The organism is Pseudomonas macauensis (assembly GCF_047902425.1).
Taxonomy (GTDB): Bacteria; Pseudomonadota; Gammaproteobacteria; order Pseudomonadales; family Pseudomonadaceae; genus Pseudomonas.
This window is the reverse complement of sequence record NZ_CP138377.1, coordinates 2,023,829-2,040,712: the sequence shown is the minus strand read 5'-3', so window position 1 is coordinate 2,040,712 and position 16,884 is coordinate 2,023,829. Positions and strand designations below refer to the sequence as shown.

Below are 16,884 nucleotides of genomic sequence, written 5' to 3'. Positions count from 1 at the left end.
TGTGGATTGCGCCGACACTAACCAGGGACTTTTCCTGCGCATGAAGCCTATCGTCACCGAGCGCCCCGCCGGTCCGCTCTCCTCCGCCCCCCTGCGCGAATACCATTCCCGCGTGCTGGCCTATGTCGCAACGGCGGCAACCATCACCGCCGGCACCTTCAGCCAGTACTTCGGCTACGACATCCTCTGGATGGTCCCCTACGCCCTGCTCTACCCGCACCTCGCCCAGCAGTTGAGCCGCCGCTTCAAGCACGACCACCCGCAGCGCACGCGCCTGGTCCTGATGTTCGTCGACGCCCTGCACGCCGGCGCCGCCACGGCGCTGATGGGCTTCTCGGAAGTACCGAGCCTGATGCTGGTGCTGGTGCTGGCCTTCTCCTCGCTGATCATCGGCGGCCTGCGCTCCCTGGGCCTTGGCCTGCTGGTCATGCTCAGCGCCTCGGTCTTCACCGCGGCGCTGCTCTCCCCGGCCTACAAGGGCGCCACCCCGACCCTCGTGGCGCTGGTCAGCGTGCTGTTCTCCACGCTGTACATCTGCATCACCGCCTTCTTCGTTCACCAGCAGGGCCTGCGCCTGGCCGTGGCCCGCGCGGAAATCACCCGGGAACAGGAGAAAGCCGCGCGGCTGGCCAGCAACCTGGCCAAGTACCTGTCGCCCCAGGTGTGGGAGTCGATCTTCAGCGGCAAGAAGAGCGTGCGCCTGGAAACCCAGCGCAAGAAGCTCACCGTGTTCTTCTCCGACATCAAGGGCTTCACCGAGCTGTCCGAAGAGCTGGAAGCCGAAGCCCTCACCGACATGCTCAACAACTATCTCAACGAAATGTCGAAGATCGCCCTCAAGTACGGCGGCACCATCGACAAGTTCGTCGGCGACTGCGTGATGGTGTTCTTCGGCGACCCCTCCACCCAGGGCGCGCGCAAGGACGCGGCAGCAGCGGTGTCCATGGCGGTCGCCATGCGCAAGCACATGAAGGTCATGCGCCAGCAGTGGCGCGCCCAGGGCATCACCAAGCCCCTGGAAGTGCGCATGGGCCTGAACACCGGCTACTGCACCGTGGGCAACTTCGGCGCCGATACGCGCATGGACTACACCATCATCGGCCGCGAAGTGAACCTCGCCAGCCGCCTGGAAAACGCCGCCGAAGCGGGCGAAATCCTCATCAGCCACGAGACCTACTCGCTGGTGAAGGACATCCTGATGTGCCGCGACAAGGGCCAGATCACGGTGAAGGGTTTCAGCAAGCCGGTGCAGATCTACCAGGTGGTCGACTTCCGCCGCGACCTGGGCTCCAACCCCAGCTTCATCGAGCACGAAGTGCCGGGCTTCTCCATGTATCTGGACACCAACAATGTGCAGAACTACGACAAGGAGCGGGTCATCGAGGCGCTGCAGCAGGCCGCCGAGAAGCTCAAGGACAAGATCATTCTCTGATCGTGCTCCATCCCCGCAGGAGCGGACTCCGTCCGCGATGCTTTCGCTCTTCGTAGGGAGCATAACGCCTAAAGCGTTATCCGCCGTTTCTGGGGGTCGGGTGTTTCCGCGCCGCTTCGATGTGCACCGGGATTTTTTGTTTCGCCCTCTCGGGCGAGTCACTTTGCCAAACGACGCAAAGTAACCAAAGGTCTTGCCCCTGCATCCGGCCCCGGCTTCGCCGGGATTCCCTCCCTGCATCATTGCTCCAGGGGCACGCCGCGAAGGGCCATCCATGGCCCATCGCGGCTCTCGCGGCATCCATGCCGCTCACCCCCTGAAACCCCGATTCCACTCGGCCTCCTGAAGGGGCACTCCGGTGCGCGCGGATGCTTCTCTGGAAACCGCCTTTCGTAGGAGCGACGGGGGCGCCTAGCCCTTGTCCGCGAAATCCATCGCGGCGAAATCCGCGCTGACAGGAAAGCGCCTTGGTTTGTCGCCCACCTGTAGGAGCGAGCTTGCTCGCGAACCGCCCAGCTCAGGAGCTGCCGGAAAACTCGCCCCTGCAACCGCCCCCACAATCCACCTGCCCATAAAAAAGCCCGCTCAAGAGAGCGGGCTGGAAAGGCTCCGGTGCTTCACGTTCACCGGGCCGAATACACACATCAGGAAGGCTGCAGCTCCGTGGAGTTGCCGGGGCCGGCGGCCAGTTCGTCGTGCAGGGTCTTCTCGTTGAGCTGCTTGCACCACTTGGCGACCACCAGGGTGGCCACGCCGTTGCCCACCAGGTTGGTCAGGGCGCGAGCTTCGGACATGAAGCGGTCGATACCCAGGATCAGCGCAAGACCCGCAACCGGCAGGTGGCCCACGGCGGACAGGGTCGCGGCCAGCACGATGAAGCCCGAGCCGGTGACGCCGGCGGCGCCCTTGGAAGCAATCAGCAGCACCACCAGCAGGGTGATCTGATGGCTGATGTCCATCGGCGTGTCGGTAGCCTGGGCAATGAACACCGCCGCCATGGTCAGGTAGATCGAGGTGCCGTCCAGGTTGAACGAGTAGCCGGTGGGAATCACCAGGCCGACGACGCTCTTGTCGGCGCCCAGCTTCTCCATCTTGGCGATCATGCGCGGCAGCGCCGACTCGGAGGACGAGGTGCCCAGCACGATCAGCAGCTCCTCACGGATGTAGGAGATGAAACGCAGGATGCTGAAGCCGTGGTAGCGGGCAATGCCGCCGAGCACGATCAGCACGAAGAGGATGCAGGTGATGTAGAAGCACAGCATCAGTTGGCCGAGTTGCACCAGCGAACCCAGGCCATAGGCGCCGATGGTGAAGGCCATTGCGCCGAAGGCGCCGATCGGGGCGACCTTCATGATCACGTTGATGATGTTGAACATCACGTGGGTGATGCGATCGATGAACTGGAACACCGGCTGGCCGTAATCGCCCAGGCGGTGCAGCGCGTAGCCGAACAGCACCGAGAAGAACAGCACCTGCAGGATGTCGCCATTGGCGAAGGCGCCGACCACGGTGTTCGGGATCACGTTCATGAAGAACTCGATGGTGCTCTGCTTCTCGCCGGACGCCACGTAGGCTGTCAGGGTGGCGTTCTTGCTCATTTCGGCGGTGAGGCTGGCAACGTCGGCGTGCATGCCGGCACCCGGCTGCACGACGTTGACGACAAACAGGCCGATGAGCAGCGCGATGGTGGAAACGATTTCGAAGTACAGCAGCGCCATGCCGCCCGTCTTGCCCACGGCCTTCATGTTCTGCATGCCGGCGATGCCGGTGACCACGGTGCAGAAGATGATCGGCGCGATGGCCATCTTGATCAGTTTGACGAAGCCATCGCCCAGCGGCTTCATCAACTTGGCGGTGTCGGGGTAGAAGTGACCCAGTGCGATACCGATGGCGATGGCGATCAGCACCTGCACGTACAGGCTCTTGTAGAAGGGTTGCTTGGTCATGGCAGCTTTGTCCTCACGGGCGTGCATCCGCAGAGGGACGCAAGACCGAACGCGTTATCTCCCTGCATTGGGAGAATTTGTTTTCAGGGCTTGCCCACAGGCAGGCCTTGAACGCTTATGGCAAGTGCTGTGCCAGACCTTTAAAAATCAATTTAATCCTTTAATTTCAATAACTTGCACGCAAAGGCAAGGCACATTATCAACCAGAAATGGCGGAAACCCGCCTTCTGGCTGGCGGATTTCCCGCCCTCTGGCGGGTATCCGCCAGGACCTTCGTACCGTAGATTGTAGACCCCGGCCCCGTCGCCCCAACGCAGCCGGGCACACCGCGCGCACGAATGACGCCCGGACGGAACAACAAGGACTTCCCATGCGAGAACGCACCATCGCCAGCCATTTCGTCCGTGCCGCCGTACAAGGCGCACAGCGCCAGGGGCTGGATACAGCGGCGCTGCTGCGCGATGCCGGCATCGCCACGGCGGTACTCGACGAGCCCCGCGCACGCGTCGACCCCGACCAGTTCACACGGCTGCTGCAGCGCCTGTGGGAGGCGCTGGACGACGAGTACATGGGCTTTGGCAGCAGCCCCAGCAAGCGCGGCACCTTCGCCATGATGTGCAATGCCATCATCCATTGCCGCACGCTGGAAAAGGCGCTGAGCCGAGGCTCGCTGTTCTATGGCCTGTTTCCCGAGGCCCCGGCGATTCGACTGATGCGCGAGGGCGACCGGGCGCGCCTGACCCTGGACGAAAGCCACCTGCGCGACCCCGATCACTTCCTCGCCGAGAGCCTGCTGCTGATCTGGCATCGCCTGGCCAGCTGGCTGATCGGCCAGCGCATCCGCCTGGAGGAAGCCACCTTCAGCTATCCCACGCCAGAGCACCAGGCCGAGTACGACCTGCTGTTCCCCTGCCCGCGGCGCTTTGCCGCCGACAGCACCAGCCTGCTACTGCCGGCGCGCTACCTGGACATGCCGCTGCTGCAGGACGAACGCACCCTCAAGCACTTCCTCAAGGACTCCCCCGCCGACCTGCTCGCCCGCCCCGACGGTGGCGACAGCCTGACCAGCCAGATTCGCCGCCTGCTCGGCCGCGACTGCCGCAACTGGCCGGACCTGGAACAGGTCGCCGCGCAACTGCACATGAGCCCGCAGACCCTGCGCCGCCACCTGCGCGAGGAAGGGCCGAATTTCCAGGAGCTCAAGGACCAGTTGCGCCGCGACCTGGCGATCTACTACCTGGGGCGCGACGAGCTCTCGATCCAGGACATCGCCGACCAGCTCGGTTTTTCCGAGCCCTCGGCCTTCCACCGCGCGTTCAAGAAGTGGACGGGGCTGACGCCGGGGGCGTACCGGGCGCAGCAGGGAGAGTGAGGTTGGCGAGAATGCTCTTGTAGGAGCGGCGCCAACCGGTAGGTCCGCCCGATGGGCGCGACCACACCTCCGACGCGAGGAATGTTCGCGAGCAAGCTCGCTCCTACGAGGGCCAGGGCGGAAGCGTAGGGCGTATAACGTTCGACGTTATGCGCCGTTTGACCTTGGTTTCCGGTTGCACGGACTGCGACCGGCTGGCGCTTCGAACTCGGCCAATACGCCAGCCGATGATCCAGGTGTATCGGCGTACAACCGCGAACGGTTGTACGCCCTACGCCAAACCGACCGGCGTCACTACCCCGGCAGCCGAATCCGGAAACACGCACCGCCCAGCTCGGAGTCCTCCAGCGCCAGCTCGCCGTCGTAGCTGTCGATGATGTCCTTCACCACCGCCGTGCCGATGCCCTGGCCGGGGTGCTGGGTGTCCAGGCGTTCGCCGCGCTTGAGGATGCGTTCACGCTGGCTGGCCGGAACCCCGGGGCCGTCGTCCTCGACGGCCAACTCGACGAAGCGTCCCTGCCTGCTGGCGCTGACCTTCACTTTCGTCAGGCACAGGCGGTAGGCGTTCTCCAGCAGGTTGCCGAGCATTTCCAGCAGCGCCCCCCGCTCCAGCGGCAAGGCGAACCCCGGCGGGATATCGCGCTCCAGGACTACACGCTTGTCCCGGTAGACCTTGTCCAGCGCGCCGCTGAGCGTATCGAGCAGTGGTTCGAGAGCCGCCCGGTGGCGGATCAGGCCGCTCTTGCGCAGGCTGGCGCGCTGCAGCTGATAGCCAATCTGCTGGCTCATGCGTTCGATCTGGGTCTGCAGCACCTGCACCTGCTCGCGGTTCTGCGGCTGCCCGGCGAGGTTTTCGCTGACGCCCTGCAGCACCGCCAGCGGCGTCTTCAGGCTGTGGGCGAGGTCCCCCAGGGAGTTGCGGTAGCGCTCGCGCTGGGCGCGTTCGCTGTCGAGCAGGCGGTTCAGCGAGCCGGTCAGACGCAGCATTTCGTCCGGGTGCTCGTCGCTCAGGCGTTCGCGTTCGCCCGCCTCGATCTGATCGAGCTCGGCGCGCAGCCCGCGCATGGAGCGAAAACCCCAGCTCAGGCCGAGCCAGAGCATCCCCAGCAGCACCAGCAGCGCCCCGCCCAGCCACACGTAGAGCTGCTCGCGAAAGCCCCGCACCAGCTCGCGAAAGTCGCTCTCCGGCTGCATGGTAACGATGCTGTAGGCCGCCTGCTTGCCACCGAGCAGATCAATTTCCACGTCGTAGACGAAGAATTCCTGGCCGGTGCGATCGCGGATGCGGGTGAATTCGTCGACCAGCCCATCGTACTTGGGCGAGTAGTCGATGCTCTCGTCCTGCGCCGAGGTGGAGCGCCAGACCAGTTGGCCGTGCTGGTCGTAGATGTAGCCCAGCAGCTTGGACTCGGGCAGATTGAAGTCCTCCACCGGCAGGTGGTCCGGCATGCTCAACTGCCCGCCCTCGATGCGCGCGGCCGACACCAGCGTCGCCACATCGGCCGCCAGGCGCTGCTGGATGGCATCTTCCAGGGCGATGCTGAACGCCCGCTGCAACGCCGGCAGCAGGGCCGCCATGAACAGGATCGCCAGGGTCGCCGCGCCGATCATCAGGCGCAGGCGCAGCGAACGGATCATTTGCACAACTCGTTGAAGATGTAGCCCTGGCCGCGCACGGTATCGATGGGCTTGAAGCCGGAGGCCGCCTCCAGCTTGCGCCGCACACGGCCGACCAGCACTTCGATCACGTTCGGATCGCGCTCGTCGTCATCCGGGTAGAGCTGCTCGATCAGCCGCTCCTTGGCCACCACCTGCTGGTGATGACGCATGAGGTATTCGAGGATGCGGTACTCGAAGGCGGTCAGTTGCAGCGATTCACCACTCACCAGCGCCTGCTTGCGATGGGTGTCGAGCACCAGCGGGCCGGCCTCGATGGTCGACTGTGAGAAGCCACTGGAGCGGCGCAGCAGCGCGTTCAGGCGCGCCTCCAACTCTTCGAACTGGAAGGGTTTGACCACGTAATCGTCGGCGCCGGCGGCCAGGCCTTCGACCTTGTCCTGCCAGTTGCCGCGCGCGGTGAGGATCAGGATCGGGAAGGTCTTGCCCTGGCTGCGGAATTCGCGGATCAGGTCCAGGCCGCTCATGCCCGGCAGACCCAGGTCGATCATCGCCAGGTCATGGTGGTATTCGTTGGCGCGATACAGCGCTTCCTCGGCATCGGCGACGGCGTCGACCACATGGCCCTGTTCGCCGAGCCGGGTGTACAGGTGATGGCGCAGCAGCGCCTCGTCTTCCACCACCAGCAGTTTCATGCACGTGCTCCCTGAATCAGGCAACCGGGCCAGCAGGGCCCGGTTGCAGTATCGGTCAGAACTTGTAGTTGGCCCCCAGGTAAAGCTGCGAGCTGCTGTGCAGGTCCAGCGATCCGACCTTGCCGCCGCCATGCGGACTCATCTCGGTACTGGCGTTGGTACGCAGGTAACGGTAGCCGCCTTCGACGGAGGCGTTCCTGCCGATTTCCTGGAGGATACCGGCCTGGGCGCCGATGGCGTAACCGACATCACTGTCGCGACTGTAGCCCTTGGAATCCTGCTCCAGCTTGACCAGGCCAAGGGTGCCACCGCCGAACAGCTTGGTGCCGCTGTCATTGATCGGCAGGAAGGCGTCGTAGCTGCCAAGCAGGTTCTGCTGGCGCAGCTTCAGGCCACTGTCGGTGTCGGACACGTTTTCATAGGTGATGTAGTAGCGCCCCTGCTCCATCTGCTGGCCGGCGCGTACGCCCCAGGTGCTGCTGTTGTTGATCACGCTGTCGAACTTCGGGTTGTCCAGGTTGCGGTTCAGCGCCGCGGATTTCTGGATGTTGTTGCTGGTTTCGCCCCAGGTCATGCCAACGAAGGTTTCGGCTGCATTAGCGGCGGTGGCAACAAAACCGGCACCGAGAATGGCACTGGCGAGGGCGATTTTCTTCATGGTTTTCATGGGGATTCTCCCGTCAGGACTTCAGTGATTGGTTGACGGGGAGCAGGTTAAGGGCGGGCCACTGAACGCAACCTGTCCGCCTGCTGAACCAGGGCTGAACGAAAAGCGCTATAGGAAAAAAGAACAGCGCCAGTGCAACTTTGCCCACACACAAAGCAGGGTCTAGTCTGATTCCCAATTGTTGGCGGGAGGCTGACCCCCATGACAGAAAAGACCGGCGCCGATGCGGAGAAAGGCAAAGAAACCCGGCTGTTCCTGTTCCTCGTGATCTGCCTGTTCCCCTTGCTGTCGGTGGCCATCGTCGGTGGCTACGGCTTCATCGTGTGGATGTTCCAGCTGCTGGCGGGGCCGCCCGGTCCGCCGTCGTAGGAGCGCCGCCGTGCTTGCCCGCCGCGCCCTGCTGCGACGCCTGGGTGGTGCGTCCGAAATTCGTCGCCCGCCATGGACCGCCAGCGATTTCCTCGAAGGCTGCACCCGCTGCAACGCCTGCATCGACGCCTGCCCGGAGCAGGTGCTGCGCGTGGGCGACGGCGGCTATCCGCAGCTGGATTTCAGCCATGCCGGCTGCAGCCTGTGCGGCGACTGCGCGCGCGCCTGCGAGGCCCCGGTATTCGACCTGCGCCGCGAAGCCCTGCCCTGGCGCGCGCGGATCGACGAGCACTGCCTGGCCCAGGCCGGCATCCATTGCCGCAGTTGCGACGACGCCTGCGAGCCGCGCGCCATCCGCTTCCGCCCACAGCTGGGCGGCCCGGCGCTGCCCACCCTCGACACCGAACTCTGCACCGGCTGCGGCGCCTGTCTCGCGCCCTGCCCCGGCAACGCCATTCACCTGAACCCTGAGGCCCTACATGCCTGAAAACACGCTGCCCGAGAGCATCCAGATCGCCAGCCTGATCGTGCACACGCGCCCGGAACTGCTGGACGCGGTGAAGACCAACCTGCAGTGCCTGCCGCACCTGGAAGTGCACCAGCAGAGCCCCCAGGGAAAGCTGGTGGTGGTGCTCGAAGCCGAGCATGAGCAGAGCATCCTCGACAGCCTCAATGCCATTCAGAACCTGCCCGGTGTGCTCAACGCGGTGCTGATCTACCACGAGATCGTCGAGTCCCCCGAACACCCGCAGATCGAACCCGAACCCGTTCCCGCCCAGGCCGGAGGTGCCCGATGAACCTGACCCGCCGCCAGTTCGCCAAGGCCAACGCCGCCGCCATCGCCGCGGCCGCCGCCGGCCTGCCGATCCTGAGTTCCGCCAGCAACCTGGTCACCGAGGCGGACATGACCCGCCTGGACTGGAACAAGGCGCCCTGCCGCTTCTGCGGCACCGGCTGCAGCGTGATGGTCGCCACCCGCGACGGCAAGGTGGTCGCCACCCACGGCGACATCAAGGCCGAGGTCAACCGCGGCATCAACTGCGTGAAAGGCTACTTCCTGTCGAAGATCATGTACGGCAGCGACCGCCTGACCCGCCCGCTGCTGCGCATGAAGGACGGCAAGTTCGACAAGCAGGGCGAGTTCCAGCCGATCAGCTGGGATGCCGCCTTCGACATCATGGCCGAGAAGTTCAAGGCCGCGATCAAGGCCAAGGGCCCGGGCTCGGTAGGCATGTTCGGCTCCGGGCAGTGGACGGTGTGGGAAGGCTACGCCGCCAACAAACTGTTCAAGGCCGGCCTGCGCAGCAACAACATCGACCCCAATGCGCGACACTGCATGGCTTCGGCGGTGATGGGCTTCATGCGCACCTTCGGCATGGACGAGCCCATGGGCTGCTACGACGACATCGAGGCCACCGACACCTTCGTGCTCTGGGGCTCGAACATGGCCGAGATGCACCCGGTGCTCTGGTCGCGGGTCACCGACCGGCGCCTGAGCGCCCCGCAGGTGAAAGTCGCGGTGCTGTCCACCTTCGAACACCGCAGCTTCGACCTGGCCGACATCCCCATGGTGTTCAAGCCGCAAACCGACCTCTACATCCTCAACTACATCGCCAACCACATCATCGAAAGCGGCGCGGTGAACCGCGACTTCGTCGACAAGCACACCCGCTTCGCCCATGGCGCCGAGGACATCGGCTATGGCCTGCGGCCCACCGACCCGCTGGAGAAGAAGGCGAAGAACGCGGACAAGGCCAACACCTGGAGCGACATCGGCTTCGAGGAATTCGCCGCCTTCGTCAAACCCTACACCCTGGAGCGCACCGCCAAGGAAACCGGCGTGCCGGCCGAACGCCTCAAGGCCCTGGCCGAGATGTATGCCGACCCCAAGCGCAAGGTGATGTCCTTCTGGACCATGGGCTTCAACCAGCACACCCGCGGGGTCTGGGCGAACAACCTGATCTACAACATCCACCTGCTCACCGGGAAGATCAGCGAGCCGGGCAACAGCCCCTTCTCCCTCACCGGCCAGCCCTCGGCCTGCGGCACTGCGCGCGAAGTGGGCACCTTCGCCCATCGCCTGCCGGCCGACCTGGTGGTGACCAATCCGAAGCACCGCGAGACCGCCGAGAAGATCTGGAAAGTGCCCGCCGGCACCATCCAGGAAAAGATCGGCTTCCACGCCGTGCAGCAGAGCCGGATGCTCAAGGATGGCGTGCTCAACGTGTACTGGACCCAGGTCAGCAACAACATGCAGGCCGGGCCCAACGTCATGCAGGAAGTCCTGCCGGGCTGGCGCAACCCGGAAAACTTCGTGATCGTCTCCGACGTCTACCCCACCGTCTCGGCCCAGGCCGCCGACCTGATCCTGCCCAGCGCCATGTGGGTGGAAAAGGAAGGTGCCTACGGCAACGCCGAGCGCCGCACGCAGTTCTGGCATCAACTGGTGAAGGCGCCGGGCGAGGCGAAATCCGACCTCTGGCAACTGGTGGAATTCTCCAGGCGCTTCACCACCGACGAGGTCTGGCCCGCCGAGCTGCTGGCCAAGGCACCGCAGCTCAAGGGCAAGACGCTGTATGAGGTGCTCTTCAAGAACGGCCAGGTGGACGCCTTCGGCGCCGACCAGGTCGCCAAGGGCTTCGAGAACGACGAGGCCAAGGCCTTCGGCTTCTACATCCAGAAAGGCCTGTTCGAGGAATACGCCAGCTTCGGCCGTGGCCACGGTCACGACCTCGCGCCCTTCGACGCCTACCACGAGGCGCGCGGCCTGCGCTGGCCGGTGGTGGACGGCAAGGAAACCCGCTGGCGCTACCGAGAAGGCTACGACCCCTACGTGGCCAAGGGCAGCGGCCTGCAGTTCTATGGCTACCCGGACAAGAAGGCGATCATCTTCGCCCTGCCCTACGAGCCGCCGGCGGAGGCGCCGGACAAGGAGTACCCGTTCTGGCTCGCCACTGGCCGCGTGCTCGAACACTGGCACACCGGCAGCATGACCCAGCGCGTGCCCGAGCTGTACAAGGCAGTGCCTGACGCCGTGGTGTACATGCACCCCGACGACGCCCGCGAGCTGAAGATGCGGCGCGGCAGCGAGGTGAAGGTGATCAGCCGGCGCGGCGAAATCCGTGCCCGCATCGAAACGCGCGGGCGCAACAAGCCGCCGCAAGGGTTGGTGTTCGTGCCCTTCTTCGATGCCAACAAGCTGATCAACAAGGTCACGCTGGACGCCACCGACCCGATCTCCAAGCAGACCGACTACAAGAAATGCGCGGTGCGCATCGAACTGGTCAGCCTGGCCTGAGGAGCGCGCGATGAACAAGACGATCTCTACCCTGGTGCTGATGCTGGTCACCCTGACCGCGCTGGCCGCCGACGTGAACTATCCGCTGGATGCCCCGGCCCCTGACGGCCGCCGCCCCGGCGGCACCATCAGCCAGGACCGTCCCGCGCCGCCGCTGGCCAATGACGAAAACAAGGACATCCGCCGCGAGCGCAATTACCCCGAGCAACCACCGACCATCCCGCACACCATCGTCGGCTACCGCATCGACAGCAACAGCAACAAGTGCCTGTCCTGCCACAGCCGCTCCAACAGCGCGCGGGTGCAGGCGCCGATGATCAGCATCACCCACTACATGGACCGCGACGGCCAGCCGCTGGCCGCTGTCGCGCCACGGCGCTACTTCTGCGTGCAGTGCCATGTCCCGCAGAAGGACGTGAAGCCGCTGGTGGGCAACACCTTCGAAGACATCGACACGATCCTCCAGCGCGACGCCGCTGCGAACGGCAAACCCTGAGGAGGCGCCCATGAAAGCTCTGTTCGCCTGGCTCATGGGGTACTGGACCGTCCTGCGCCGACCCAGCGTGCACTACAGCCTGGGCTTCCTGACCCTGGCCGGGTTCATCGCCGGGATCATCTTCTGGGGCGGCTTCAACACCGCACTGGAGGCGACCAACAGCGAGGCCTTCTGTACCTCCTGCCATGAGATGCGCGACAACGTCTTCGTCGAGCTCAAGGACACCATCCACTACAGCAACCGCTCCGGCGTGCGCGCCACCTGCCCGGATTGCCACGTGCCGCACAAGTGGACCGACAAGATCGCGCGCAAGATGCAGGCGTCCAAGGAGGTCTGGGGCAAGATCTTCGGCACCATCAACACACGGGAGAAATTCCTCGACCACCGCCGCGAACTGGCCGAGCACGAATGGGCGCGGCTCAAGGCCAACGACTCGCTGGAGTGCCGCAACTGCCACAACTTCGAATCCATGGACTTCACCCGCCAGAGCCAGCGTGCCCGGCAGATGCACTCCACGGCACTGGCCTCCGGAAGCGCCACCTGCATCGACTGCCACAAGGGCATCGCCCACCACCTGCCGGACATGAGCGGGGTGAAGGGCTGGGAGTGAGGCGGGCAGGCGCGAGCGCGATTCCTGCCAGGCACGGGACGGTTTTCGTAGGAGCGGACTCCGTCCGCGATGAATCTCACGCGAGGCTAAATCGCGGACGAAGTCCGCTCCTACGAGATACATCTGCGCTTGGGGCGGCCCTCACCCTAACCCTCTCCCAGGGGGAGAGGGGACCGTTCGGTGCAGGATGAAACCACGGCATCAGCCGGCACGATCTGCCCCCTCTCCCTCCGGGAGAGGGTTGGGGTGAGGGGATGGACCGGCACAGGCTGTCCAGAAGAATACAGCTGCCCCTACAAAAGCAGAGGCCCCGGCATATGCCGGGGCCTCTGCTGTCAGGGACGTAGAGACGACGCCAATTACCCGCCCTGCAACGCCTTGAGAATCTTCTGCCCCGCCCGCCCATCCGCCGGGCTGATGCCGCGCTTGCGCTGCTCTTCCTGGATCGCCCGGCGCGTCACGTCGCCGATCATGCCGTCGGCCTTGCCGATGTCATAACCGCGCTGCTGCAACAGTTCCTGCAACTCCTTGCGCTGCACCCGGCTCAGACCCGGATCGTCGGTCGGCCACGCAGTGCGCAGCCCCGGTTCGCCGCGCAGGCGATCGGACAGCAGGGAAATGGCCAGCGCATAGCTCTCCGCCGCGTTGTAGGAGTAGATCGCGTCGTAGTTGCGCAGCACCAGGAAGGCCGGCCCCTGCGCCCCGGCCGGCAACAGGATGGCAGCCTTCGAATCCAGGCTCGGGATCGGCTTGCCATCGATGCGCCGCACACCGCGCGCGGTCCAGTCCGAAAGCGCCCGGCGCTTGGTGCGCCCGGCCAGCGCCGGGTCGAAGCCAGCTGGCAGTTTCACCTCGTAGCCCCACGGTTGGCCTTCGCGCCAGCCCGCCTTGCGCAGGTAGTTGGCGGTTGATGCCAGGGCGTCGGCGGTGCTGCCTACCAGGTCGCGATGGCCGTCGCCGTCGAAGTCTTCGGCAATGCGCGCGTAGGTGGACGGCATGAACTGCGTCTGGCCGAAGGCGCCGGCCCAGGAGCCGGTGATGCCGCTGTCGCGGATGTCGCCCGCCTGCAGCAGCTTGAGGGTGGCGATGAACTCGCCCTGGAAGAACGACTGCCGCCGCCCGTAGCAGGACAAGGTGGACAGCGACACCAGCAGCGGCCGCTTGCCGGTGATGCGCCCGTAATCGCTCTCCACGCCCCACACCGCGACCACGGCGGCCGGGTCGACCTGGTAACGCGCGGCAACCTTGCGCAGCAGCTCGGCGTGCTCGGTCATCATCGCCTTGCCGTCGGCCACGCGCTGCTCGTCCACCAGCCCCGCCAGGTAATCCCAGATCGGCGTGGTGAACTCCGGCTGCGCATCGAGCAGCGGCAGCACGCTCATGTCCGCCTGCAGGCCCTGGGTGAAGCGCGCGTAGCTGGCGGCGCTGACGCCACTGGCCCGGGCCTTGTCCTGCAGGCGATCCAGGCAGGCGCCGAAGTCGTCGCCGGGAACCGCCTGCGCCAGCGCGGCCGGCAACAGCAGGGAAAGGGCCAGGGAAGTGCGCAACGCCATGGAAAACATCCTCATTGGTGGTAAATGGTCAGGTTGCTGAAGGTGGCCCGGCCACCTTCGCTCGCGGGTCCGCGATTGTCCTGCAGATAGAGCCCGGCCTTGAAGTACAGCCCCTGGAAGGCCCACTGCGGGTCCAGTTGCTGGGTCACCTGGCCGTCCTTGACCTGGACGGTCAGCAGGCCGCTGCGCGATACGCCCAACCGGTAGCTGAACGCCTCGCCCAGGGGGATGCCTTCGTACACGGTATAGGTACGGGTGGAGACATCATCGGGATGCTCGCGCACCAGCGCCTGCACGCGGCCCAGGTTCAGGCGCTGCTGGTAGACCAGCTTCACCAGCGGCAGCGCTTCGGCACTGCCGCTGCCGTTGCTGTGGATCTGCCCGATCACCATGCGTCGGGACGACGGCACCATGTCGACTCGCAGGGTAGCCACCAGCAGGTTGTCGGCCTTCGGATAGCGCCAGAAAGACAGCGCACCGTTGCGCGCCGTCTCGCGCAGTTCGGTGCGCGGGTACTCGGTGCCGTTGGTGTGCGCGCCGTTGACCGGTACCCAGAGCTCCACGCCGTTGACGTTGCGCTGGAAGTACGGGCTCTGGTAATCGCGATTCAGCATTGCAGTGGAAATGGTCGCGGCCGGGCCGCGCTGGGGAATGGTCAGGTTCCAGGTACTGAGGTCCAGCATCGGCCAATCGCTTTCCGGGGTCGGGGAATGGCGCCAAGGGTAGTCGAGGCCGTCTTACATTTCATCCATCGCCGCGAGCTTGAGCGGGTCGTCGCCACGTCGGCGAGCACTCGCCGCAGAAGCGTCTATCTTCTCAAGGTTGCCTTCGGCCACCGCCACGGAGAGTCCCATGCGCCTGTTCACCGCCCTGTTGCTGTTCGCCTTCGCCGCCAGTGCCGGCGCCGCGATCAAGACCCAGGAAATCCCCTACCAGTCCGCCGATGGCACCAAGATGATCGGCTACTTCGCCTACGACGACGCCAAATCCGGCATCCGCCCTGGCGTACTGGTGGTGCACGAATGGTGGGGGCTCAACGACTACGCCAAGCGCCGCGCCCGCGACCTCGCCGCGCTGGGCTACAGCGCGCTGGCCATCGACATGTACGGCGGCGGCAAGCACACCGAGCACCCCAACGATGCCAAGACTTTCATGGCCGAAGCCCTGAAGAACCCCGACGCCGCCAAGGCGCGTTTCCAGGCCGGCCTCGACCTGCTGAAGAAGCAACCGCAGACCGACCCCAGCAAGATCGCCGCGATCGGCTACTGCTTCGGTGGTGCGGTGGTGCTGAACATGGCCCGCGCCGGCCTGCCGCTGGCCGGCGTGGCGAGCTTCCACGGCGTGCTGGCCACCGACACGCCGGCGCAACCGGGCGCGGTGAAGGCGAAGATACTGGTCGAGCACGGCGGCGCCGATACCCTGGTGACAGCCGAGAGCGTGACCGCCTTCAAGAGCGAGATGGACAACGCCAAGGCCGACTACAAGCTGGTGGTGCAGCCGGGCGCCAAGCACAGCTTCACCAACCCGGACGCCGACAAGCACAAGGGCCACGGCCTCGACGTGGGCTACGACAAGACCGCCGACCAGAAGTCCTGGGCGGACCTGCAGGCGTTCTTCAAGGACATCTTCGAGGAGAAGTCCTGAGCCTTCTCCGTCAACAAAAACGCAGCGCAAAAAAAACGGGAGCCCCTGGGGGCTCCCGCACTCAATCAAGTGTAAAGGCCGGAGCCCGCCTTGGCGGCGCCCCGACAACAACCTCACCTGCGTCCCCATTGGGAAACGCGGCCGGCAGTTTGGCAAAGCCGCGCCGGCGAATCCGTACGCCTTTGGTGAAGGTTTGCAAAGGAATGTAATCGCCGCGTGACTGGTGAGCCACGTTTCGGCGCGGCAGAATGTTCGCCATGACCACCCTGCCCGCCTTCTGCACCCCGCTCTCCGCCGACTGGCCGCTGCCCACCCCGCTGGCCGGCTGCCAGCTGCGCAGCACCCACTTCGATCGCAACCGCCTGCTACCCGATGACTTCCAGGCCAGCCAGGTGCCGGCCCCGGCGAACATCCAGCGCGCCGTCGCCAAGCGTCAGGCCGAATACCTCGCCGGCCGCCTCTGCGCCCGCGCGGCGTTGCAGGCCAGCGGTGCCGACCCCACGGTGCCCGGCACCGACGACGAGCGCGCACCGATCTGGCCATCGGGCTTCTGCGGATCGATCACCCATGGCGATGGCTGGGCAGCCGCCGTGGTCGCCCAGAGCCATGCCTGGCGCGGCCTGGGGCTGGACGTGGAGAGCCGCCTCGACAGCACCCGCGCCCAGCGCCTGGCCGGTGAAATCCTCACCCCGGACGAGCTGTCCCGGCTCAACCCCGAGCAGGCCGCCCTGCAGGTCACCCTCACCTTCTCGCTCAAGGAAAGCCTGTTCAAGGCTCTCTTCCCGCTGGTCCGCCAGCGCTTCTACTTCGAGCACGCCGAACTGGTCCAGTGGTCGGCCGGCGGCCATGCCCGCCTGCGTTTGCTCACCGACCTGTCGGCGGAGTGGCACCACGGCAAGGAAATCGATGGGCAATTCAGCCTGCTCGGTGATCGTCTGCTCAGCCTGGTGGCGATTCCCGCTGACATCTGACGGCCATGCCACAGCATCGGCGCCGGCTCCCGGCGCGACCAGGATGCTCGTCACGGGCGCAAGGCGTAATCTGAAAGAAAAAAGGGCGGCCCGTGTTGGTCGTCCTTTTTCTTTGCCCGTGTCCTTTGGGCACGGGGCCTATCCTGTAGGAGCGAGCTTGCTCGCGAAGCTCTTCCTATCAACCTGACACTGGGTCGCGGCCCCGTTCGCGAGC

The 16,884-nt window shown here is 65.3% G+C and carries 16 protein-coding genes; 10 read left to right on the top strand and 6 right to left on the bottom strand.

What is annotated here, in order from left to right:
- Positions 1-40 precede the first annotated feature (40 nt).
- A complete protein-coding gene (locus tag SD196_RS09710; RefSeq protein ID WP_343577885.1) occupies positions 41-1,432 on the top strand; it encodes an adenylate/guanylate cyclase domain-containing protein in 1,392 nt (463 codons plus the stop codon).
- Positions 1,433-2,076: 644 nt separating this feature from the next.
- Here the strand turns inward: SD196_RS09710 and SD196_RS09705 are convergent.
- Positions 2,077-3,378 (bottom strand): dicarboxylate/amino acid:cation symporter, encoded by a 1,302-nt coding sequence (locus SD196_RS09705; protein WP_275607862.1) that lies wholly within the window; start codon positions 3,376-3,378, stop codon positions 2,077-2,079.
- 370 nt (positions 3,379-3,748) lie between these two features.
- Here SD196_RS09705 and SD196_RS09700 point away from each other — a divergent pair, with 370 nt between their 5' ends.
- Positions 3,749-4,750 carry an AraC family transcriptional regulator gene (locus SD196_RS09700; RefSeq protein ID WP_275607863.1) on the top strand — a complete coding sequence of 334 codons (1,002 nt, stop codon included), beginning with the start codon at positions 3,749-3,751 and terminating at the stop codon, positions 4,748-4,750.
- A gap of 294 nt (positions 4,751-5,044) precedes the next feature.
- Here SD196_RS09700 and SD196_RS09695 read toward each other — a convergent pair whose 3' ends face one another.
- From SD196_RS09695 to SD196_RS09685, 3 genes are read right to left on the bottom strand one after another with little or no spacing between them, the layout of a single operon-like run.
- Positions 5,045-6,388, bottom strand: coding sequence for an ATP-binding protein (locus tag SD196_RS09695; protein WP_416311360.1), 1,344 nt, complete (start codon positions 6,386-6,388; stop codon positions 5,045-5,047).
- On the bottom strand, positions 6,385-7,062 hold the full coding sequence (locus SD196_RS09690) for a response regulator (protein WP_275607865.1): 678 nt from the start codon (positions 7,060-7,062) through the stop codon (positions 6,385-6,387). Before SD196_RS09690 ends, SD196_RS09695 begins: the two co-directional genes overlap by 4 nt.
- Before the next feature lie 55 nt (positions 7,063-7,117).
- Entirely contained in the window at positions 7,118-7,729 is a 612-nt protein-coding gene (locus SD196_RS09685; protein ID WP_416311359.1) for a hypothetical protein, read from the bottom strand.
- A 201-nt stretch (positions 7,730-7,930) separates the two neighbouring features.
- On the opposite strand from SD196_RS09685, the gene napE reads away from it, so the two are divergent.
- From napE to SD196_RS09655, 6 genes are read left to right on the top strand one after another with little or no spacing between them, the layout of a single operon-like run.
- Entirely contained in the window at positions 7,931-8,098 is a 168-nt protein-coding gene (gene napE / locus SD196_RS09680) for a periplasmic nitrate reductase, NapE protein (RefSeq protein ID WP_331320109.1), read from the top strand.
- Positions 8,099-8,108: 10 nt separating this feature from the next.
- Complete coding sequence (gene napF / locus SD196_RS09675) at positions 8,109-8,585, top strand: ferredoxin-type protein NapF (RefSeq protein WP_331320110.1); 477 nt, start codon at positions 8,109-8,111, stop codon at positions 8,583-8,585.
- A gap of 7 nt (positions 8,586-8,592) precedes the next feature.
- Complete coding sequence (locus SD196_RS09670; RefSeq protein WP_331320122.1) at positions 8,593-8,895, top strand: chaperone NapD; 303 nt, start codon at positions 8,593-8,595, stop codon at positions 8,893-8,895.
- The gene (gene napA, locus SD196_RS09665) at positions 8,892-11,396 is read left to right on the top strand and encodes a nitrate reductase catalytic subunit NapA (protein ID WP_416311358.1); all 2,505 of its coding nucleotides are present in this window, start codon (positions 8,892-8,894) and stop codon (positions 11,394-11,396) included. Before SD196_RS09670 ends, napA begins: the two co-directional genes overlap by 4 nt.
- Before the next feature lie 10 nt (positions 11,397-11,406).
- Positions 11,407-11,892 carry a nitrate reductase cytochrome c-type subunit gene (locus SD196_RS09660; protein WP_416311357.1) on the top strand — a complete coding sequence of 162 codons (486 nt, stop codon included), beginning with the start codon at positions 11,407-11,409 and terminating at the stop codon, positions 11,890-11,892.
- Positions 11,893-11,902: 10 nt separating this feature from the next.
- The gene (locus tag SD196_RS09655; protein ID WP_275607872.1) at positions 11,903-12,502 is read left to right on the top strand and encodes a cytochrome c3 family protein; all 600 of its coding nucleotides are present in this window, start codon (positions 11,903-11,905) and stop codon (positions 12,500-12,502) included.
- A 359-nt stretch (positions 12,503-12,861) separates the two neighbouring features.
- Here the strand turns inward: SD196_RS09655 and SD196_RS09650 are convergent, their stop codons facing one another.
- Positions 12,862-14,055: a lytic murein transglycosylase gene (locus SD196_RS09650; RefSeq protein ID WP_370601113.1), complete on the bottom strand. Its 1,194-nt coding sequence runs from the start codon at positions 14,053-14,055 to the stop codon at positions 12,862-12,864.
- Between the two features lie 11 nt (positions 14,056-14,066).
- Positions 14,067-14,738, bottom strand: a complete 672-nt coding sequence (locus SD196_RS09645) for a polysaccharide lyase family 7 protein (protein ID WP_275607873.1) — start codon at positions 14,736-14,738, stop codon at positions 14,067-14,069.
- A 169-nt stretch (positions 14,739-14,907) separates the two neighbouring features.
- Between SD196_RS09645 and SD196_RS09640 the strand changes: the two genes are divergently transcribed.
- Positions 14,908-15,699, top strand: a complete 792-nt coding sequence (locus SD196_RS09640) for a dienelactone hydrolase family protein (RefSeq protein WP_275607874.1) — start codon at positions 14,908-14,910, stop codon at positions 15,697-15,699.
- Between the two features lie 257 nt (positions 15,700-15,956).
- Positions 15,957-16,670 (top strand): 4'-phosphopantetheinyl transferase superfamily protein, encoded by a 714-nt coding sequence (locus SD196_RS09635; protein ID WP_416311356.1) that lies wholly within the window; start codon positions 15,957-15,959, stop codon positions 16,668-16,670.
- Positions 16,671-16,884: the final 214 nt, after the last annotated feature.